The organism is Pseudomonas cerasi (genome assembly GCF_027983475.1).
GTDB classification, from domain to species: Bacteria; Pseudomonadota; Gammaproteobacteria; order Pseudomonadales; family Pseudomonadaceae; genus Aquipseudomonas; species Aquipseudomonas cerasi.
The window spans coordinates 116,412-136,222 of the sequence record NZ_JAQJVM010000002.1 but is presented as its reverse complement, the minus strand read 5'-3'; the positions used below and the strand labels follow the sequence as shown (position 1 = coordinate 136,222).

General features: G+C 59.7%; 16 protein-coding genes. 9 read left to right on the top strand and 7 right to left on the bottom strand.

Translation table 11 applies throughout. The features are described 5' to 3' along the window. Nucleotides 1-145 precede the first annotated feature (145 nt). Complete coding sequence (gene gntR / locus PI739_RS09710; RefSeq protein WP_054081606.1) at nt 146-1,162, top strand: HTH-type transcriptional regulator GntR; 1,017 nt, start codon at nt 146-148, stop codon at nt 1,160-1,162. A 329-nt stretch (nt 1,163-1,491) separates the two neighbouring features. After that, complete coding sequence (locus tag PI739_RS09705) at nt 1,492-2,463, top strand: YncE family protein (RefSeq protein WP_003436279.1); 972 nt, start codon at nt 1,492-1,494, stop codon at nt 2,461-2,463. Nucleotides 2,464-2,510: 47 nt separating this feature from the next. On the opposite strand, the gene PI739_RS09700 is transcribed toward PI739_RS09705, so the two are convergent. The 4 genes from PI739_RS09700 to glcD are packed head-to-tail and all read right to left on the bottom strand — an operon-like array spanning nt 2,511 to nt 6,746. Continuing rightward, nucleotides 2,511-2,918 (bottom strand): heme-binding protein, encoded by a 408-nt coding sequence (locus PI739_RS09700; protein WP_003436282.1) that lies wholly within the window; start codon nt 2,916-2,918, stop codon nt 2,511-2,513. A gap of 34 nt (nt 2,919-2,952) precedes the next feature. Then, on the bottom strand, nt 2,953-4,185 hold the full coding sequence (gene glcF / locus PI739_RS09695; protein ID WP_054081607.1) for a glycolate oxidase subunit GlcF: 1,233 nt from the start codon (nt 4,183-4,185) through the stop codon (nt 2,953-2,955). A 3-nt stretch (nt 4,186-4,188) separates the two neighbouring features. Then, entirely contained in the window at nt 4,189-5,247 is a 1,059-nt protein-coding gene (glcE, locus tag PI739_RS09690) for a glycolate oxidase subunit GlcE (RefSeq protein WP_003436287.1), read from the bottom strand. After that, nucleotides 5,247-6,746, bottom strand: a complete 1,500-nt coding sequence (gene glcD, locus PI739_RS09685; RefSeq protein ID WP_003436290.1) for a glycolate oxidase subunit GlcD — start codon at nt 6,744-6,746, stop codon at nt 5,247-5,249. The genes glcE and glcD overlap by 1 nt, the downstream gene beginning before the upstream one ends. 157 nt (nt 6,747-6,903) lie before the next feature. Between glcD and maiA the strand changes: the two genes are divergently transcribed. Beyond that, nucleotides 6,904-7,539, top strand: a complete 636-nt coding sequence (gene maiA, locus PI739_RS09680) for a maleylacetoacetate isomerase (protein ID WP_003436293.1) — start codon at nt 6,904-6,906, stop codon at nt 7,537-7,539. A gap of 142 nt (nt 7,540-7,681) precedes the next feature. Further along, complete coding sequence (hppD, locus tag PI739_RS09675; protein WP_003370421.1) at nt 7,682-8,758, top strand: 4-hydroxyphenylpyruvate dioxygenase; 1,077 nt, start codon at nt 7,682-7,684, stop codon at nt 8,756-8,758. A 60-nt stretch (nt 8,759-8,818) separates the two neighbouring features. Here hppD and PI739_RS09670 read toward each other — a convergent pair whose 3' ends face one another. Continuing rightward, entirely contained in the window at nt 8,819-11,017 is a 2,199-nt protein-coding gene (locus PI739_RS09670) for a putative bifunctional diguanylate cyclase/phosphodiesterase (RefSeq protein WP_003436296.1), read from the bottom strand. Between the two features lie 356 nt (nt 11,018-11,373). Here PI739_RS09670 and PI739_RS09665 point away from each other — a divergent pair, with 356 nt between their 5' ends. Then, nucleotides 11,374-12,945, top strand: coding sequence for a sensor domain-containing diguanylate cyclase (locus PI739_RS09665; protein WP_024662292.1), 1,572 nt, complete (start codon nt 11,374-11,376; stop codon nt 12,943-12,945). A 1-nt stretch (nt 12,946) separates the two neighbouring features. On the opposite strand, the gene PI739_RS09660 is transcribed toward PI739_RS09665, so the two are convergent. Further along, the gene (locus PI739_RS09660) at nt 12,947-13,738 is read right to left on the bottom strand and encodes an IclR family transcriptional regulator (RefSeq protein WP_003436299.1); all 792 of its coding nucleotides are present in this window, start codon (nt 13,736-13,738) and stop codon (nt 12,947-12,949) included. A 140-nt stretch (nt 13,739-13,878) separates the two neighbouring features. Between PI739_RS09660 and hmgA the strand changes: the two genes are divergently transcribed. Together hmgA and fahA are read left to right on the top strand one after the other, a co-directional pair. Next, complete coding sequence (hmgA, locus tag PI739_RS09655; RefSeq protein ID WP_054081609.1) at nt 13,879-15,183, top strand: homogentisate 1,2-dioxygenase; 1,305 nt, start codon at nt 13,879-13,881, stop codon at nt 15,181-15,183. After that, nucleotides 15,183-16,478, top strand: coding sequence for a fumarylacetoacetase (fahA, locus tag PI739_RS09650; protein WP_054081610.1), 1,296 nt, complete (start codon nt 15,183-15,185; stop codon nt 16,476-16,478). The genes hmgA and fahA overlap by 1 nt, the downstream gene beginning before the upstream one ends. A gap of 26 nt (nt 16,479-16,504) precedes the next feature. On the opposite strand, the gene PI739_RS09645 is transcribed toward fahA, so the two are convergent. Further along, entirely contained in the window at nt 16,505-17,119 is a 615-nt protein-coding gene (locus PI739_RS09645; protein ID WP_003370440.1) for a TetR/AcrR family transcriptional regulator, read from the bottom strand. Between the two features lie 194 nt (nt 17,120-17,313). On the opposite strand from PI739_RS09645, the gene PI739_RS09640 reads away from it, so the two are divergent. Continuing rightward, a complete protein-coding gene (locus tag PI739_RS09640; RefSeq protein WP_024662288.1) occupies nt 17,314-18,405 on the top strand; it encodes an MBL fold metallo-hydrolase in 1,092 nt (363 codons plus the stop codon). Between the two features lie 113 nt (nt 18,406-18,518). Continuing rightward, nucleotides 18,519-19,736: a cyanate transporter gene (locus PI739_RS09635; protein ID WP_054081611.1), complete on the top strand. Its 1,218-nt coding sequence runs from the start codon at nt 18,519-18,521 to the stop codon at nt 19,734-19,736. The last annotated feature ends 75 nt before the right edge of the window (nt 19,737-19,811 follow it).

Sequence of the window (19,811 nt, the reverse complement as noted above, 5' to 3'; positions counted from 1 at the left end):
ATAAGCATGGGAGGCTGTTCTCCGCGGGACCCGAACCGGGCAACCCCTGTGAAACCAGCGATAAAGCATTGTCACGTTCCATGAGACAGCGCTACCTTATGGGGCATTCGACACATTTGGCAACCCTTATGTTAGTTGGCAACGCATGATACGCATTGGTTCCCGCTCTACCGGTCGCCCCACGCTCAATGAAGTGGCGAAGCTGGCTGGTGTCTCTCCGATCACCGCCTCGCGTGCGTTACGCGGTATCAGCACCGTGGCGCCTGAACTTGTGGAAAAGGTCCGTGCTGCGGCGCAGGGCCTGGGTTATGTAGCCAACCCGGCCGCCAGGGCACTGGCTTCTTCCTGCAGTCAGACCGTCGTGGTGCTGGTGCCGTCACTGTCCAACCAGTTGTTCATCGAGACGCTGGAAGCCATTCAGGACGTGTTGCGCGTGCGGGGCCTGGACGTGGTCATCGGCAACTACCATTACTCACCTGACGAGGAAGAGAAGCTGCTGCGCAACCATCTGGTCAATCGCCCGCGCGGTATTCTGCTGACCGGTTTCGACCACACGGCAGCGTCTCGCCAGATGCTTGAAACCAGCGGCATACCCTGCGTGCACATGATGGAACTCGACACCCGCCTGGGCGCCTATTGCGTCGGGTTCTCGCAACAACAGGCCGGTGCTGAAGCCGCGCGCCATCTGCTCGGGCGTGGCCGCCGTCGGCTGGCGTACATGGCCGCCCAACTCGACCCTCGTGTACTGCAACGTGGCGCCGGGTTCCGTCGGGTGCTGGAAGACGCCGGGCTGTTCGACCCCGCGTTGCAGGTCTCGACACGCCAGGCCTCGTCGATCGGTCTGGGCGGGGAGTTGTTTGCGCGCCTGCTTGACCAGCATCCGGATGTCGACGGGGTATTTTTCTGTAACGACGACCTGGCACAAGGCGCCGCGCTGGAGGCCTTGCGCCTGGGCGTCACGATTCCCGAACGAGTCTCTCTGGTGGGCTTCAACGACCTGCCGGGGTCCGCTCACATGGTGCCGCGCCTGACCTCGATACGCACGCCCAGAGAAGAAGTCGGGCAGCGCGCTGCTCAGGTATTGCTGGGCCTGCTTGACGGGGTCACCCAGCAGCCTCTGGTGGATCTCGGCTTTGAACTGGTGGTGCGGGAAAGCTCTTGAGGATTTTCCCCGGCCAATTCTCGCGAGCCTTCTCCGGGTCATTGCGCTGACCAATGGTAATGGCGCTCTGCGGGCTCGATGCCTTCGGGCTGGAGTGCCCGACCGCGCTGTCCTGCACTGCCAGCGATACCCTCATTCGAACGGTTCCGGCACATTTTGACTGTCATTTCTGACAGTACCCATCCCCCCGTGTTGAGTATTCAATGACCCTATGTTTTTGGCTCGGAGCGGCATAAGTGTCTTGGCCGCATCGTTGGATGACGGGGATATATCTTCTTATCTATTCCCCGTTCTGGCGGTCTTACAAGACCTATTGAAGGATCAGAGAAATGCAAAAAAAAGCATCTCAGAACGTTAGAGCCTTGACGCATATCGCTGACCCCGTCGGTTCGGGTGTGCCCTTGGACATCGCGTGGCTGACCGGCATTATCCCCCTGGGCTTTGTACCCGCACAGATCGCTATCAGCCCTGATGAAACCACGTTGTATGTCGCCCATGAAAGTGGCCGGGAAGTCAGTGTGGTCGACATCGCCAGTGCCAGCGTAACGGGCGCCATCAAGCGGGCAGGGGCCGGCGCGATTACCCTGAGCCCCGATGGTAAAAGGCTTTACACCATTGGCCAGAAAAGGTGCTACGTGGTCGATACGCGCCTGCGCGAAGTGATCAGGATACTCCCGGCAGCCAACGTCAACAGGATCCTGTGCAGTGCCGATGGCCGTTTTATCTGCCTGTCCTTTCAAAATGCGCTAGGCGGTTTGATTCGCCTGATCGAGACCGAGAATTACACGGTCGAAAACGAGTTCGATCTGGGCGCCCTGACCAACGCATCGCTGGCCCTCGGGATCAGTCCGTTGAACGACAGGTTTTACGCGACCATGCTGGTTGATCGCACCGCGCCTACCGATGTTCTTGCGATCAGCAAGGTCGATTACCTGCAGCATGACATTACCGGGTTTTCCGACCCACGTTCGATGGCCTTCAGTTCCGATGGCGCCTGGCTGTATGTCGGCGGCATCGACGAGGTCTACATCGTCGATGCCGCGACCAATAAAACCTTCTATCGGGAAAAAATCGGCACGCAGGGTTACCCGGTGAAAGTCATCGGCGTGACACCGGATGACCGCTATGTCTACGCAATCTACACCTGTAATTACGACGTTTACCGGATCGATACGGTGAAGGGCATCTCCACCTGCATTGCCTACTTTCCGTCGGTAGGCGGCGCTGTACTCAACAAGACCGGCACGTATATCTATTCCAGCCATCCGGACATGAGCTGGATTTCGATCTACCGGCTATGAAGACTCCTGCAGTGGCCTGGCTTGCGTGTGACCAGCCGGGCCGCCCGTCAGTCGGCGTCAAGTGCTGCGACACCGGCCTTGGCGACCTGAGCATCCTGTTCGGCTTTCACGCCTGAAACCCCCAGCGCACCGATTACCTGGCCGTCGACGATGACCGGCACACCGCCTTCCAGGGAAGTCAGCAGCGGAGCACTCAGGAATGCAGTGCGCCCGCCATTGACCATCTCTTCGTAACCCTTGGACTCACGTTTGCCGAGTGCCGAGGTGCGGGCTTTTTCGATCGCGATGTAGCTGCTGATCGGTGCGGCGTCGTCCAGTCTCTCGAATGCCAGCAGATGGCCGCCGTCATCAACGACGGCGATGGACACGGCCCAGGCATTGGCCCGTGCTTCATCGCGTGCGGCACCGAGCATCAGGCTGATTTCGGTCTGGGTCAGGACGGCTTTGATCTTCATGGGGTTCTCCGGAGCAGTGATTATTGAATAGGGTTCAGTGTGATTCAGGCGTGCCAAGCGCTGCGTCGATCAGTTCGATCCAGTGCCGCACTGGCATTCGGCCGGCGCTGGCCAGATGGGTCTGACAGCCGATATTGGCGGTGGCAATCACCTGCGGTTTACCGCTCTCCAGTGCGTTCATGCGGTTGTCGCGCAGTTGACGGGCGATGGCAGGCTGGGTGATGGAGTAGGTGCCTGCAGAGCCGCAGCATAAATGACCGTCCGGCACTGTGGTCAGATTGAAGCCTAGACGAGTCAGGACACGCTCGACTTCGCCGCCGAGTTTTTGCGCGTGTTGCAGCGTACACGGGCAGTGAAATGCCAGGCGCTGATCGGTCTTGATGCCGAGGGTTTCCAGCGGTTCGTCGCGCAGCAGTTCGACCAGATCCTTGGTTCGCGCGCTGATCTGCCCGGCCTTGTCGGCATAGGCTGGATCATGGCGCAGCAGGTGGCCGTAATCCTTGACGAAGGCCCCGCAGCCGCTGGCCGTCTGGATCAGGCTTTCAACACTGCCCTGCAACGCGGGCCACCACGCGTCGATGTTGCGCCGTGCCCGGTCCAGCCCTGCCTCCTGTGCATTGAGGTGATAATCCACGGCGCCGCAGCAACCCGCCTGTCTGACCGCCGTAATGCCGATGCCCAGACGATCCAGCACCCGCGCCGTAGCGCTATTGGTGTTGGGCGACAGGCCCGGTTGAACGCAACCTTCCAGGAGCAGCACTTGGCGCGCATGACCGGTGTGCGGACGAAGTCCGGCAGGATGGACCGCCTCCGGCAGCTTGGTGGCCAGGGTTTGTGGCAGCAACGGCCTGAACTTCAGGCCCATGCCGGTCAGGGATTTGAACAGCCCGGGGTGGGGGATGACGCGACGCAAGCCTTCACGCAGCATGCGTTCTGCGAGTGGCCGCGGCACCAGGGCCTCAACCGCCGCGCGGCCGATGTCCAGCAGGTTGTGGTAATCCACGCCGGACGGGCAAGTGGTCTCGCAGTTGCGACAGCTCAGGCAGCGGTCCAGATGCAGACGGGTTTTCTCGGTGACCGGCTGACCTTCGAGCACTTGTTTGATCAGGTAGATCCTGCCGCGTGGACCGTCCAGCTCATCACCCAGCAATTGATAGGTCGGACACGTGGCGTTACAGAAACCGCAATGCACACAACTGCGCAGGATACGTTCGGCTTCTTCGGCGCGCGGCAGGGTTCTGGCGTGTTCACTCAATGTGGTCTGCATGTTTCAAAGCTCCGCGTACAGTCGGCCGGGGTTGAAAATCCCCTGCGGGTCGAGTCGGGTCTTGAGTGTCTGATGGTAGCGCAGCACAGGTGCGGCCAACGGCTCGAAGGGGCTGTCGACGACGCCCTGGCTGTAGCAGGTCGCATGGCCGCCAACCGCCATAGTGATCGCTCGAATGGTTTGTCCGTCAGCGTCCGACTTGAGCCAGCGTTGCGCGCCACCCCAGTCGATCAACTGCTCGCCCGGCAGATCCGGCAGGCGGCTGTCAGCAGGTACACAGAGCCGCCACAGCGGCCGAGGGTCATCGAAGAAGGGCAGGCGGTGCGCATTCAACTGTTGCCAGTACGCGGCATCGAGCAGCTCGCCGCCGAGCCGGTCCCGGGCTGCGGCCACTGAACCTTCACCGCCTTCCAGGCGCAGACGCAGTACTTGGCCATCATGGCTGGCCGCGCTGATCGGTATCGGTTGCTGACCCCACTCGGCAAGGCGCGCCAAGGCCAGCGTGCTGTCCATTTCCAGTGCGATACTGCTGCACAGACGCGGTTTGGGCAGCACCTTGAGCGACACCTCGGTCAGCAGCCCCAGGCAGCCGAAACTGCCTGCCATCAGGCGTGAAACGTCATAACCTGCAACGTTCTTCATGACTTCTCCGCCGAAACGCAGGTGTTTGCCAAGACCGGTGATGACCCGTGTGCCCAGCACGAAATCACGCACCGACCCACTCCACGGACGGCGCGGTCCCGAGAGCCCTGCAGCGACCATGCCGCCGAGCGTTGCCGCGCCGAAGTCGGGCGGTTCGCAAGGCAGCATCTGGCCTGCGGCATCCAGCGTCTGTATCAGCTCGTTCAATGGCGTACCGGCGCGCGCCGTGATCACCAGTTCTGTCGGGTCATAACTGACGATGCCTCGGTGCTCGCGGGTATCGAGTATTTCGCCAGCCGTTTCACGACCGAGAGAAGCCTTGCTGTTGCCGCCCTGAATACGTAACGGCCGGTTATCGCGGAGCGCATGATCGACCCGCTGGAGCAGTGCTTGGCTGACGTCGTTGTCCATAGTGCTCATCAGAAGCGCTCCAGGTCGGGGAACGGCAATTGCCCGGCATGTATGTGCATGGCGCCAAATTCCGCGCAGCGATGCAGCGTCGGGATGTTCTTGCCAGGGTTGAGCAGACCGCTGGCGTCGAATGCCGCCTTGATGGCATGGAAGAAGGTCAGCTCGTCGCTATTGAACTGGGCACACATCTGATTGATCTTCTCGCGACCGACACCGTGCTCGCCAGTAATGCTGCCGCCGACCTTGACGCACAGCTCGAGGATTTTGCCGCCCAGTGCCTCGGCGCGCTCCAGCTCACCCGGTTGATTGGCATCGAACAGGATCAGCGGATGCATGTTGCCGTCACCCGCATGAAACACGTTGGCGACGCGCAAGCCGTATTGCTCGGATAGCTCCCTGATGCTGCGCAACACTCCCGGCAACTCACGGCGCGGGATGGTCCCGTCCATGCAGTAGTAATCCGGCGACAGGCGACCCACGGCCGGGAAAGCGTTCTTGCGCCCGGCCCAGAAGCGGACCCGCTCGGCTTCATCCTTCGCCTGGCGCACTTCGGTAGCGCCCGCCAGTGTCAATACCTCGCTGACCCGTTCGCAATCGGCGTGCACGTCGGCTTCGACGCCGTCCAGTTCACAGAGCAGAATGGCTTCGGCATTGACCGGGTAACCTGCGTGAATGAAATCCTCGGCGGCACGAATCGCCAGATTGTCCATCATCTCAAGTCCGCCGGGGATAATGCCCGCGGCGATGATATCGGCCACCGCGCGTCCGGCCTTTTCCACTGAATCGAACGCCGCCAGCAGCACCTTGGCCACTTGCGGTCTGGGTAGCAGCTTGACCGTGACTTCGGTAATGACGCCGAGCATGCCTTCGGAGCCGGTGAACAGTGCCAGCAGGTCGAAGCCCGGCGAGTCCAGCGTGTCGCTGCCCAGTGTCATCGGCTCGCCTTCCACGGTCAGGATCTCGACCTTGAGCAGGTTATGCACGGTCAGCCCGTACTTGAGGCAATGCACGCCGCCGGCATTTTCCGCCACATTGCCGCCGATGGAGCATGCAATTTGCGAGGACGGGTCCGGCGCGTAATACAGGCCGTGGGGCGCTGCCGCCTGAGAAATGGCCAGATTGCGCACGCCGGGCTGAACCCGCGCCAGGCGCGCCGAAGGGTCGATATCGAGGATCTGATTGAAGCGTGCCATGACCAGCAGCACGCCTTTTTCCAGCGGCAGCGCGCCACCCGACAGCCCGGTGCCCGCCCCACGAGCGACCACCGGTACGCGACGTGCGTGGCACAGCCTGAGCAGCGTCTGTACTTCTTCCACATGCCGCGGCAATGCCACCAGCATCGGTGTGCTGCGATAGGCCGACAATCCGTCGCACTCGTAAGGCCGCAGTTCTTCGGGCCGATGCAGGATGTCCAGGTCGGGCAACTGCTGTTGCAGCGCCTGCAACAGTTGTTGCTTGTCGACGGCGGGCAGCACGCCATCGATGCGTTCGTCGTAAAGGATATTCATCAAGCCACCCTGGGTTGTTTTTATCGGGTTAATGCATCCTAGCTCATTCGCTACGAAGCTTGAGTTGACAGCGAAGGTCTGATCACGCAATTTACGCATTACGTAATGCGGTTACGAAAATAAAAACACGCACCCATGCGTCAGGCAGGCGACTCCCGTGGACCTATTCACTTATTACCGCTCGACCTCCAGTTACCGTGTGCGTATTGCGCTGGCCCTCAAGGGGCTGGATTACACGGCGGTTCCGGTCAACCTGGCGCTTGAGGGCGGCGAGCAAAACAAACCTGATTACACGGACTTGAACCCGCAGGGCAGGGTGCCTGCGCTGCGGCTGGACGATGGAGTGGTCATCACTCAGTCACTGGCGATCATCGAATACCTGGAGGAGCGTTATCCGCAACCTGCGTTACTGGCGCAGGAGGCCGTGATGCGAGCTCGACAGCGTGCCGTGGCGGCGCTTATCGGCTGTGACATCCAGCCCTTGCACAACGTTTCGGCGCTTGACCGGTTGCGCACGCTTGGTCACGACGAGGCCGCTGTCGTGGCCTGGACCAGGCATTGGATCGGCCAAGGCTTGCAGGCCGTCGAGCAGTTGATCGGGGAGCAGGGTTTCTGTTTTGGCTCGAGCCCCGGCCTCGCGGATATTTACCTGTTACCGCAGTTGTACGCAGCCCATCGTTACCACGTTGACCTGACTGCATTTGCGCGTATTCAGCGGGTCGAGCATCTGGCCATGCAGCACCCGGCCTTTCAGCAGGCACATCCTGATGCACAATCGGACAAGCCGGAGTAGGCTGCCTTCATGAAGATTCTTGGTCTGCAACTGATATTCGGTGATTTTCTCGCACGCAGCGTGCGAGGGATTCCGTGTGCGCCGCCCGCAGGACAGTGATTGCCAGGGTTACCCACTCTCACTTTCCTGCAAGGAGCCAGTCATGGCTGATCTTTACGAAAATCCAATGGGCCTGATGGGCTTTGAATTCATCGAGTTCGCGTCACCGACGCCCAACAGCCTTGAGCCCGTGTTTCAGATGATGGGCTTCACCAAAGTCGCAACGCACCGCTCCAAGGACGTGTCCCTGTTTCGTCAGGGCGCGATCAACCTGATCCTCAACAACGAGCCGCACAGCCTGGCATCGTACTTTGCCGCCGAGCATGGTCCTTCGGTATGCGGCATGGCGTTCCGCGTGAAAGATGCGCAGAAGGCTTATAACCGGGCACTCGAACTGGGTGCACAACCGCTGGAAATCGCTACCGGGCCCATGGAGTTGCGCCTGCCCGCGATCAAGGGCATCGGTGGCGCGCCGTTGTACCTGATTGATCGCTTCGGCGAGGGCACGTCGATTTACGACATTGATTTCAATTTCATCGAAGGCGTCGATCGCCACCCGGTCGGTGCCGGTCTGAAATTCATCGATCACCTGACCCACAACGTGTACCGCGGGCGCATGGCGTATTGGGCCGGTTTCTATGAAAAGCTGTTCAATTTTCGCGAGCTGCGTTACTTCGACATCAAGGGCGAATACACCGGCCTGACCTCCAAAGCCATGACCGCCCCGGACGGCATGATCCGCATTCCGCTCAACGAAGAGTCGTCCAAGGGGGCGGGGCAGATTGAAGAGTTCCTGATGCAGTTCAATGGCGAAGGCATCCAGCATGTAGCGTTCTTTACCGATGACCTGATCAAGACCTGGGACGCGCTGAAAGCAACCGGCATGCGCTTCATGACTGCGCCACCGGACACCTACTACGAGATGCTGCAAGGCCGCCTGCCCGATCACGGTGAGCCGGAGGCCGAGCTCAAGTCACGCGGCATTCTGCTCGATGGCTCTTCCGAAGGGGGCGAGCGTCGCTTGCTGTTGCAGATATTCTCCGCCACGCTGATGGGCCCGGTGTTTTTCGAATTCATTCAGCGCAAGGGCGACGACGGGTTTGGCGAAGGCAACTTCAAGGCGCTGTTCGAATCCATCGAACGCGACCAGATCCAGCGTGGTGTACTGACGCCGGATTGAGCGATAACCGGAAGTGCCCGCCTTGCGCGATCAGACGAGCCTGCTCAGGCTCGTTCTGAGTCATTTGTGCTTGAGCACGTCAGCCTGCCGATTGTGAGACGAGACATAACGCTCGGTAAATTCATGCGCCGGCATGGGACGACCATACAGATAGCCCTGACCCTCGTCGCACACATAATGACGCATCAGACTTTCCTGCTCGCGGGTCTCTATGCCTTCTGCCGTGACCTGGAGATTGAAGCCGTTCGCCAGCCTGATAACGGCCTCGATGATAACTTCGTCTTTTTTGCTGCGCTCAACGCCACTTACGAATGAGCGGTCGATTTTCAGCCGTGTCACCGGATAGTCTTTCAGCAGGCTCAGGGACGCATAGCCGGTACCGAAATCGTCGAATGCAATGCCCACTCCCAATGAGCGAAGGTGGCGCAGCGGTTCCATGATGCGCTGTTCGTTTCGCAGGATGATGTTTTCCGTGATCTCCAGCTCGAGAGCGTGTGCTGGCAAGGAAAAGTCTTCAAGCGCACTTTCAACCATTTCCGCAAAGTCACGCATGCGAAACTGCGCGGCGAACAGGTTGACGCCGATGCGGAATTCGTCACAGCCGGTATTTCTCCATTGCGCTGCCTGCTCACAGGCTGAACGCAGGATCCATTCGCCCACCGGCACCGCAAGAAGACCTGCTTCCAGTGCAGGTAGAAAAACCGCCGGGGACACCACACCCAGTGTCGGATGGTTCCAGCGAATAAGGGCTTCGGCTCCGGTAATACGACCGTCCGCAAGGCGTACCTGAGGCTGATAGTACAGCTCGAACTCTTTGTTGGCCCACGCCTGACGCATCGATGAGCTGAGCGCGCCTCTTCTTGACGCGGTCTGTCGATGCTCGGAGGTGAAGGTGCGAACAAGGGAACGTCCATCAGACTTGGCCTGGTAGAGCGCCAGATCCGCATTGCCTAGCATTTGCTCCTCGTCGTAGTCGCAGCCGGACCTTACGGAGACGCCGATGCTGGCGCCGATGTAGATTGAATTGTCTTCAAACTCAATCGGTTCCTCGATGACCGCGATGAGCTCCAGGCCCAGCCTGGTCGCGTTGTCAGGGTCTGCCGTGTCTGACAGGAACACGACAAACTCATCGCCGCCCAGACGCGCGACCATATGGCTGGCCGGGACGTTTTCGCGAAGACGAAGAGAGGTCACCTGGAGCACAAAATCCCCCGCAGCGTGGCCCAGCGTGTCGTTGACGTCCTTGAAGCCGTCCAGGTCGATCAGCAGGATGGCCGCCGAAAGCTGTGCGCCGCACGCTTCCTTGATCCGCCTTTTGAGCGTCGATCGATTGGCAAGGCCGGTCAGATGATCGTATTCAGCCGCATGCTTGAGTAATTTGTCCGCCTCGACACGCTGGGTGATGTCACGAATGATCGCTCCGAATTGTGGCTCGCCGGCATACGTCCATTGTGAGAGCGAGAGCTCGATGGGGATTGTATGACCGTCGCGATGGATGGCCGTCAGGTTGATGGATTTTCCGATAATGGAGGCCGGGCCGCCTGCAGACACCCTCGACAGACCTGCATGATGTCTGGAGCGCATTTCGGGCGGAATAATGATATCGAGAGGCTTTCCCATGGCGTCCTCGGATCGATGCCCGAAAATGAGCTCGGCCGAATTGTTCCATGAGATGATCCGGTTTTTGCTGTCCGAGCAGATGATCGCGTCGGGTGAGGTCGAGGTGATATTCATGAAGCGGGCGTGGCTGTCTTCATTCTCGAGCTCGAGCCGACGCAATTCCATTCTTTCGATGACCATGACCGCCAGGTCCTGAAGAATCAGTTGGTCTCGCTCCGAGAAGGTCTCCCGAGGTTTATTGTCGATCAGGCACAGGCTGCCCAACACATGACCGCTGGGGGTTATCAGTGGCGCCCCGGCATAAAAGCGAATATAGGGAGCGCCTACCACCAGCGCGTTTGAGCTGAACCTTTCATCCTGCAATGCATCAGGCACCAGAAAAACGTTACGGCCCATCAGCGCAAAATTACAGAATGAGACGTCGCGGCCCGTTTCGCAGACATCGAGGCCAACGCGCGCCTTGAAGAATTGCCGGTCGCGATGAACCAGAGAAATCAGAACAATGGGCGCGTCGAAAATCCGCGATGCCATTTGCACGATCTGATCGTATTCATGCTCAGGTGGGGTATCCATCAACGAAAAAGCATTCAAAATCCGAATACGTTCTTCGTCGTCATCGCCGACTGGGTAAGTACTCATTTGAGGTCATCGCTATAAGCTGATCGCGCCTGAAACGCGAAGCGATCGATGTACAATGCCGCTGTGCCGGCATCGGTGAAAACACCCTGCCAACACGCGCTTGCGCCATGCCGGAAAAGCAAAGTTCGATACATTGCAGCACCTCTCACAGTAGTGTATCGGTAGCTGTCTCTAGCAGCTTAGAAGCTGTATCGTCAAAAAACCGAATACCTGTAATGACTTCTTGAGCAACTAGCCTGCGGGGCATTCATTCAACTAAGCCCCGCGTGACCTCGGTGTAACAACGTGTTCGGGTGAGTGGCGCTAAGGTATGGAAACTGCATGGCGGGGTTCACTGCCAATTTGATGACAACCCTATGAAACGGCTTTCCTTTATTTCGACGAGGCTTACACCTTCGGCGCTCAGCAAAGCGTTGATCGGCTTCATTGCCCTGGTCTGTCTATCGCTGACCCTGGCTACCGTCTGGCAGATGAACCAGTCGAAGCTCGAGCGCGCGGCCACCGCCAGGATTGCGGTGTCCAATATCGTGCTTGCCGCTGAGCAGCAGGCTCAGGACACCCTGCAACAGGCTGACAATACGCTGCGTGACCTTGTCGAGCGTGTGGAACAGGACGGGGTTGCAGGCCAGCAGCAAAGCCGCTTGACCAGGCTGATGGCTCAAGACCTGATAAACGTCAAAGGGCTTCAGGGGCTGTTCATCTACGATGCTCAGGGCAACTGGGTCGCCAATTCCTTTGCCAATGGCGTGCACACCAGAAACAACGAAGACCGCGATTACTTCATTTACCATCGCGATAACCCTGACCCGTCCATTCATGTAGGGTCTATCGTAGAAAGCCGTAATACCGGGGATATGGTCATCCCGGTCAGTCGGCGTATCAATGCTGCGGATGGCAGTTTTGCTGGCGTTGCACTGGCCACCGTACCGGTGGCTTATTTCCAGGCGTTTTTCCAGCGCATGGATGTAGACGACAAGGGGGTAATCTTTCTCGCTCTGAGCAATGGCGACCTGCTGGCGCGACGCCCCACATTAACCGCACTAATGACCACCAATGTCGCCAAGGGCGATATCTTCACTCGCTATCTGCCCTACAGCGACAGCGGCACCGCGGTGATCAACTCCGTGGTGGACGGGGTGGAAAGGATCTACGCCTATCGGCGAGTGTCCGGATTGCCGATCGTCGCCGCTGCAGGCGTCTCCTGTCAGCATGTGTTCGCGCCCTGGTGGGCTTATGCACACCGGTCCATGACCATCACCGGCATCATTATCCTTGCGCTGGTTTTGCTTGGCGTCCTGCTGTACCGGCAAATCCAGCAGTTGATCAATGCGGAAGGTGAACTGAACATCGCCAGGAACGAACTGGAGATCATCGCTCACACGGACAGCCTCACGCACCTGGCCAATCGACGCTGCTTCGATGCGGCCTTGCAGCAGGAGTGGGGGCGGGCGAGCCGGAATACTGCAACTATCGCGATCATTCTGCTGGATATTGACTGGTTCAAACAATACAACGACACCTACGGTCATCTGCAGGGAGACGACTGCCTGAAACAAGTGGCTGGGCTCATAGGCAACAGTCTTGACCGGGCTGGGGATATCGCGGCACGTTACGGCGGCGAGGAGTTTGTCATTCTGCTGCCTGAAACCGACCTGGCAGGGGCGCTGAAGATCGCGGAAAAAATCAGATCATCCGTTGAAACCACTCGTATAGAGCACTCGGCCAGCCCGCTGGGCAAACTGACCATCAGCTCGGGCGTGGTGTCGATCAACGCAGCAGAGAAGGATGGACATACCGCCGCGTTGGCGGAAGCGGATCGGCTGCTTTACCTGGCCAAAACCAAAGGGCGTAACCGCGTCGAAGGTCGGCTGATTCACGGCTGGCATGGAGCGAGCCATTTCGCCAGGGTATCAACCGCCTCTTCCTGAGTCAGTCTGACGGACGGCTACCGCCCATACGCTCGCTGATGGCCTGCGCCGTTTGCAAAAGCCGCCTGGCCGCCAGATTCTGCGTCTCGTCGTTCAACATCGATCCCGGCCCGACCACGGTGATCACCCCCACCAGCTTGTCACCCATGGCGAACAGCGGTGACGAGGCTGCATTGATACCCGGCATCAGCAGGCCCTGAATCTGGTGCACGCCGGTGGTACGAATCTGCTCGACATGCTGCTCGACCTCACGCAGCTGGCCGGTGCTCAGCAACGGCACTTCCTGCTCGCGGAGCGCAGCGGTTTCGCGCCCGTTCAGAAAACTGTCGAACACCAGGCCGGTGGACGAGCCAAGCAGCGGCAGCACCGAGCCGATCTGCGTGACCAGCGTCACCGCACCCATCGAGGGCTCGACATACACCACGGTCGGCCCCTTGTTGCCCCATACCGCCAGAAAACAGGTCTGATTCAACTCGTCGCGCAGGCTGGCCAGCCAGGGGGCCGATACCTTCAGGACATCCAGCTTGCCGAGCGAGGCCAGCCCGACCTGCAACGCCTCGCGTCCCAGCCCATAGTGATTGTTGACGGCATCCTGTTCGGCAAAGCCACTGGCAATCAGCGCCTGCAGATAACGATGGACCTTGCTGGCGGGCATGCCCAGGTGTTCGGCCAGTCTCGACAGGGACGTGGCAGGGGAGAGTTCGGCGAGCGCCTTGAGCACGCCCAGCCCGACTTCGGCGGCCTGAACCTTCTGCTGGCGTCCGCCTGCGGGGCTTTCGGTTTGCTGGGTCATGGGATGCTGTGCGCCGATCGGGAAAGGCAGCTTTATAGCTTGACCGGCTGGCAAACTCAAATTACGTTATGCGTAATCTGTTTACGTTAAATGATGTTTCTTCGTGTCTGTGTCCGACCCCACAACAACAAGAGGTCCAGATGGCTATCCACTCCAGTTCCGACGCACTGCTTTATCAGTCGGGCTTTGGCAACCAGTTCAGCAGCGAGGCGCTGCCTGGTGCCTTGCCGATTGGTCAGAACTCGCCGCAGAAGCATCCGCTGGGCCTGTATGCCGAGCAGTTCTCGGGCACCGCATTCACGGTTGCGCGCAGCGAAGCCCGACGTACCTGGCTGTATCGGATCAGCCCATCGGCAGCCCATCCGCGTTACCAGCGCATGGATCTGCAGATCGCCGGTCGGGAGCAGGGGCCGATCAACCCCAACCGGTTGCGCTGGAATGCCTTCGATATCCCGACAGAGCCGACCGATTTCATCGACGGCCTCATCCCTCTCGCCAGCACCTCGGCGGCGGAGCAGGCCGAGGGCGTCAGCGTTTACCTGTACACCGCCAACATCTCCATGCAGCGAGCTTTCTTTAGCGCGGATGGCGAATGGCTGGTGGTGCCCCAGCAGGGCCGGCTCAGAATCGTCACCGAACTGGGCCTGCTGGACATCGAACCCCTGGAAATCGCCGTCCTGCCGCGAGGTTTGAAGTTCAGCGTGCACCTGCTCGATAGCAGCGCCCGCGGATACCTCTGCGAGAATCACGGCTGCGCCCTGCGCCTCCCGGAACTGGGCCCGATCGGCAGCAACGGGCTGGCCAACGCACGTGATTTTCTGACCCCGGTCGCCTGGTTCGAAGACAGTCGCCAGCCAATGCAACTGGTGCAGAAGTTCCTCGGTGAGCTGTGGTCGACGCAACTGGAGCACTCACCGTTTGACGTGGTGGGCTGGCACGGCAATAACGTTCCGTACAAGTACGATCTGCGGCGTTTCAACACCCTCGGTACGGTCAGCTACGATCATCCGGACCCGTCGATTTTCACCGTGCTGACCTCACCGGGGGCTATTCACGGCCAGGCCAATATCGATTTCGTGATCTTTCCGCCGCGCTGGATGGTGGCGGAAAACACCTTCCGCCCGCCGTGGTTCCACCGAAACCTGATGAACGAGTTCATGGGCCTGATCGACGGCGCGTACGATGCCAAGGCCGAAGGCTTCATGCCCGGTGGCGCTTCGCTGCACAACTGCATGAGCGCGCACGGCCCCGATAATGTCACCGCCGAAAAGGCTATTGCCGCCGAGCTGAAACCGCACAGGATCGACAACACCATGGCCTTCATGTTCGAGACCGGCAAGGTCTTGCGCCCCAGTCGTCACGCGCTCGACTGCCCGCAACTGCAAACCGATTACGATGCCTGCTGGAAGGACATGGCCAGAACGTTTACCAGGGAGCCACGCTGATGAATACCGCGTTCAAGCGTCGTAGCTGGGTCGAATCTGCCAACAGGCATGCCGATTTCCCTTTGCAGAACCTGCCATTGGGCGTGTTCAGTCACGGCCAGACCGGCCCGCGTGGCGGAGTGGCGATAGGCGACAGGATTTTCGATCTGCACGCGGCAACAGAATCCGGGGTGTTTCAGGGACAGGCCGCCGACGTTGCCGACGTTGCCAGCCGCGACCAGCTCAATGATTTTCTTGCGCTGGGTGCCGCAGCGCGCCAGGCATTGCGCACCGCCTTGTTGCAGTTGCTCGATGAAGACAGCCCGCAGCGCGACAGGCTGCAGGGTATGGCCGGTTTGTTGCTGCCGATGAGCGAGTGCACATTGCACATGCCCGCTCGGGTAGGTGATTACTCGGACTTCTACGTCGGTATTCATCATGCGCTGAATGTCGGCAAGCTGTTCCGCCCGGACAACCCGCTGCTGCCCAACTACAAATACGTGCCGATCGGCTATCACGGCAGAGCGTCGACCTTGTGTCCCTCGGGTACGGCTGTGCGGCGCCCCAGCGGACAAACCCTGGCGGCAGGTCAGGAGTCGCCCGTTTTCGGTCCCTGCCAACGCCTCGATTACGAACTGGAACTAGGGGTCTGGATCGGGCCGGGAAATGTCCAGGGCGAGGCCATCGGGATCGATCGGGCCGCCGAGCACATTGCCGGGTTCTGCCTGCTCAACGACTGGTCGGCGCGTGACATACAGGCATGGGAATACCAGCCACTGGGGCCATTTCTGTCGAAGAGCTTCGTCACCACGATTTCGCCCTGGGTGGTGACTGCCGAAGCCCTTGAACCGTTTCGTCGCGCCCAACCGCCGCGTCCGGACGGCGATCCGCAACCGTTGGCCTATCTGCTGGATGACCACGATCAGCAGGGTGGGGCGCTGGATATCGAGCTGGAAGTGCTGCTGCTGACTGCACGGATGAAAGCCGACGGGCTGGCGCCTCACCGGCTGGGTCTGAGCAACTCGCTGAACATGTACTGGACAGTGGCGCAGATGGTCGCGCATCACAGCGTCAACGGCTGCAGGTTGCAGCCGGGTGACCTGCTCGGCACCGGTACGTTGTCCGGTCCCGGAGAAGGTCAGTACGGCAGCCTGCTGGAGATGACCGCCGGCGGCAAACAACCGGTGACCCTACCCAACGGCGAAGTACGGATGTTCCTGCAAAGTGGCGACGAGGTGATTCTGCGTGCCCGTTGTCATCGCGACGGGTATGCCTCGATTGGCTTTGGTGAGTGCCGGGGCGTTGTGCTCGACTGAGAATACCGTGCTCGGCTCCTGCAACGTCAGCGGGTTATTTCGTACCAGCCAAGAAACATGTCCAGCGTCGATTCGACCACCGTGTGCTGCTCCTCGGGGGTAAGCAAGGCCGCACTGAACGTTACCTGCGGCCAGAACGCGAACGACTTGAGCAATGCATGCATCTGCGTCGCGGCAAAGGCCGGGTCGACCGGTTTCAGACGGCCGTCTTTCTGCGCGGCGCGAATCCAGGCACTGAAGGTTTCTTCTCGCTCATTGATACGCGCCATCCACACCTGAGCCCGCTCGGGGGAGTGAATGGTCGCGCCGACCACCACGCGGGCCAGGTCGAGAAAATGGCTGTTGGTCAGGTTGCGCATCTTGCCCCAGAGCAATTCCCGTAACTGCTCGCGCAAGCCGATTTGCGGATGAAAAACCACTTCGGCCTGCGGCGGGGCGCAGCTCCAGAGGCGCTGCAGCATCTCGGCGAACAGTTCTTCCTTGCTGGGGAAGTGGTTATACACCGTACGTTTGGAAACCTCGGCCCGCGCGGCGATCCGGTCCATGCTGGTGATCTCGAAGCCACGATCGCCGAATTCGGCGATAGCCGCCTGGACGATGGATTCGCGTTTCTGATCGGTGAGGCGCATGGGTTCGGTCATAGGTTCGCTTCAAACGTGCGTTTAGAGAAAATTACACTCAGCAGTTTACTTGTCACCGAGGATCATGCAAGCTTAAAACTACACCGTGTAGTGTAAAACACTGTTACATATTTTCCCTCGGACATCCTGCAACAGGATCACGTACGAAGTATGCACGGCTGGAGCCTCAACCTGCCCCCAGGAGTCAGCGAACCATGGCCTCGACACATCAGAAAAAGGACTCTTCTACACTGCCTGTCTTGTCCCGTCACGAAGGGCGATACCGCAATCACGCCACCATGAAGCCGTCGAGTCTGCTTCGCACGCTCGGTATTTTCTGGGATCAGGCGTTCAACAAACCCAAGGACACACGCCCGGCAGGCGAAATTCCGGTACAGCCGCTGTCGCGTCAGCAATTGCTGGCGGCACCGAACAACACGGTGTATCGCCTGGGGCATTCGACCGTTCTGCTCAAACTGCGCGATCAGTTCTGGCTTACCGACCCCGTGTTTGCCGAACGTGCCTCGCCCGTGCAGTGGGCGGGCCCGCAGCGCTTTCATCAGCCGCCGATCAGCCTCGAAGAGTTGCCGCCGATCAAGGCGGTGATTCTTTCGCACAACCATTACGACCACCTGGATCGTATGGCTATCAAGGCGCTGACCGACAAGACCGAGCACTTTCTGGCACCGCTTGGCGTGGGTGATACGTTGATCGAATGGGGCGTGCCTGCGCACAAGGTGCGTCAGCTGGACTGGTGGCAGTCCACCGAAGTGGCGGGCATCGAGTTCGTCGCCACGCCTTCGCAACATTTCTCGGGGCGTACGCTGCTCGACAGCAACCGCACGCTGTGGGCGTCCTGGGTGATGATCGATAGCGATCAGCGGATTTTCTTCAGTGGCGACAGCGGTTACTTCGATGGCTTCAAGACCATCGGCGAGCAATATGGGCCGTTTGACCTGACCCTGATGGAAACCGGCGCCTACAACGTCGAGTGGCCTGATGTGCACATGCAGCCCGAGCAGACGCTGCAGGCGCATCTGGACCTGCGCGGTCGCTGGTTGCTGCCGATCCACAACGGCACCTTCGACCTGTCGATGCATGCCTGGCACGAGCCGTTCGATCGCATTCTGGCCCTGGCCTGGGAGCAGAATGTCTCGATCACCACGCCGATGATGGGCCAGCCGTTTTATGTGCAGTACCCGTGTCGGGGTCTGACCTGGTGGTTGGGCGTGGATGAGGTGGTTGAGTCTGAAACCGCACAGACGGAGGGCGCAGAACCCTGCAACTGCCGTCGTCAGAACGCCTGAAAACCAACTCTGGTAACGATGAACTGATTTTTAAATAGCAGGGCCCAGATTTTGATTTGTCACCTGAGCACACGCCCGGCCTAATCGTGACCCTCGACAGGGAGGGTGAAGGTATGCAGATGCGTGGCTCGGTGGTTCAGAATATGGGGTTAATGATCAGTGTCATACTGGTGGCGCTCAACTTGCGTCCGTCGATGGCCGCTGTCGGTCCATTGTTGGTGGCGATTCGGCTGGACGTCCCACTGGGTTTCGCGACGGCGTCGTTGCTGACCATGCTGCCGGTCATGGCCATGGGACTGGCAATGTTTTTCGGCATGGGCATCACTCGCTACCTGGGGTCGTATCGCAGCATCATGCTTTCACTGGCGCTTACCGGTCTGGCAACCCTGGCGCGTCTGTTTCTGGATTCTGCTGCCGAACTGATTTTCAGCGCCGTGTTGGCAGGGCTGGGTATTGCCTTGATTCAGGCGCTGATGCCCGCGTTGATCAAATCGCGCTTCAAAGCCAATGTCTCCTTGTGCATGGGCTTGTATGTGACTGCGATCATGGGCGGAGCCGCGCTGGCCGCTTCATTCAGCCCCGTGGTGATGGGTAGCAGTGGCAGTTGGCGCTTCGGCCTGGCGGTCTGGTCACTACTGGCTCTTCTGGCAATGTGCTTCTGGTTTGCCCAGCGGCGCGTATTGCGCTCCGATGCGTCAACCACTGCAGGGCTCCGGCAGACTTTCTTCCACACGCCTCGGGCCTGGATGCTGGGGGGGTTCTTCGGCCTCGGCACTGCGTCCTATACCTGCGTGTTGGCCTGGCTGGCCCCGTATTATTTGGAGAACGGCTGGAGTGAGCAGAGTGCAGGGCTGCTGCTGGGTTTTCTGACCCTGATGGAGGTCGTATCGGGTCTGCTGGTGCCGGTGCTGGCCAACCGCAGTCGCGATAAGCGCGTGGCGCTGGTTGTGCTGCTGCTGTTGATGATGACCGGCTTTGCCGGGCTGATTCTGATGCCGCAGCAGTTGGGACTGCTGTGGGCATGCCTGCTGGGGTTGGGGATTGGCGGTCTTTTTCCGATGAGCCTGATCGTGTCCATGGATCATTTCGATGACCCACAGCAGGCGGGCAGCCTGACGGCATTCGTGCAGGGCGTGGGTTATCTGATCGCCAGCCTGTCGCCGCTGCTTGCCGGAGTGATTCGTGACATGACGGGCAGCTTTGCGGGTGCATGGTGTTCACTGATGGCGTTGGTCGCGATCATGCTGTTGATGGTGGTGCGACTCGACCCCCGGCGTTATGCTGATCATCTGCGCGACGCACTCGGCGAACCTGTCATCACTGGCAGATAGGCGGCATGATCGCATTTTGATGCTATCTTGTGCGCGTTGACCTGACCGCCTGGTCACAGCGCCAGCGAGATACCT

What these genes read in the sequence shown, in the direction of transcription:
- gntR (WP_054081606.1), top strand. Translation starts at nt 146, where the DNA reads ATGATACGCATTGGTTCCCGCTCTACCGGTCGCCCCACGCTCAATGAA.
- PI739_RS09705 (WP_003436279.1), top strand. Translation starts at nt 1,492, where the DNA reads ATGCAAAAAAAAGCATCTCAGAACGTTAGAGCCTTGACGCATATCGCT.
- PI739_RS09700 (WP_003436282.1), bottom strand. Translation starts at nt 2,918, where the DNA reads ATGAAGATCAAAGCCGTCCTGACCCAGACCGAAATCAGCCTGATGCTC.
- glcF (WP_054081607.1), bottom strand. Translation starts at nt 4,185, where the DNA reads ATGCAGACCACATTGAGTGAACACGCCAGAACCCTGCCGCGCGCCGAA.
- glcE (WP_003436287.1), bottom strand. Translation starts at nt 5,247, where the DNA reads ATGAGCACTATGGACAACGACGTCAGCCAAGCACTGCTCCAGCGGGTC.
- glcD (WP_003436290.1), bottom strand. Translation starts at nt 6,746, where the DNA reads ATGAATATCCTTTACGACGAACGCATCGATGGCGTGCTGCCCGCCGTC.
- hppD (WP_003370421.1), top strand. Translation starts at nt 7,682, where the DNA reads ATGGCTGATCTTTACGAAAATCCAATGGGCCTGATGGGCTTTGAATTC.
- PI739_RS09670 (WP_003436296.1), bottom strand. Translation starts at nt 11,017, where the DNA reads ATGAGTACTTACCCAGTCGGCGATGACGACGAAGAACGTATTCGGATT.
- PI739_RS09665 (WP_024662292.1), top strand. Translation starts at nt 11,374, where the DNA reads ATGAAACGGCTTTCCTTTATTTCGACGAGGCTTACACCTTCGGCGCTC.
- PI739_RS09660 (WP_003436299.1), bottom strand. Translation starts at nt 13,738, where the DNA reads ATGACCCAGCAAACCGAAAGCCCCGCAGGCGGACGCCAGCAGAAGGTT.
- hmgA (WP_054081609.1), top strand. Translation starts at nt 13,879, where the DNA reads ATGGCTATCCACTCCAGTTCCGACGCACTGCTTTATCAGTCGGGCTTT.
- fahA (WP_054081610.1), top strand. Translation starts at nt 15,183, where the DNA reads ATGAATACCGCGTTCAAGCGTCGTAGCTGGGTCGAATCTGCCAACAGG.
- PI739_RS09645 (WP_003370440.1), bottom strand. Translation starts at nt 17,119, where the DNA reads ATGACCGAACCCATGCGCCTCACCGATCAGAAACGCGAATCCATCGTC.
- PI739_RS09640 (WP_024662288.1), top strand. Translation starts at nt 17,314, where the DNA reads ATGGCCTCGACACATCAGAAAAAGGACTCTTCTACACTGCCTGTCTTG.
- PI739_RS09635 (WP_054081611.1), top strand. Translation starts at nt 18,519, where the DNA reads ATGCAGATGCGTGGCTCGGTGGTTCAGAATATGGGGTTAATGATCAGT.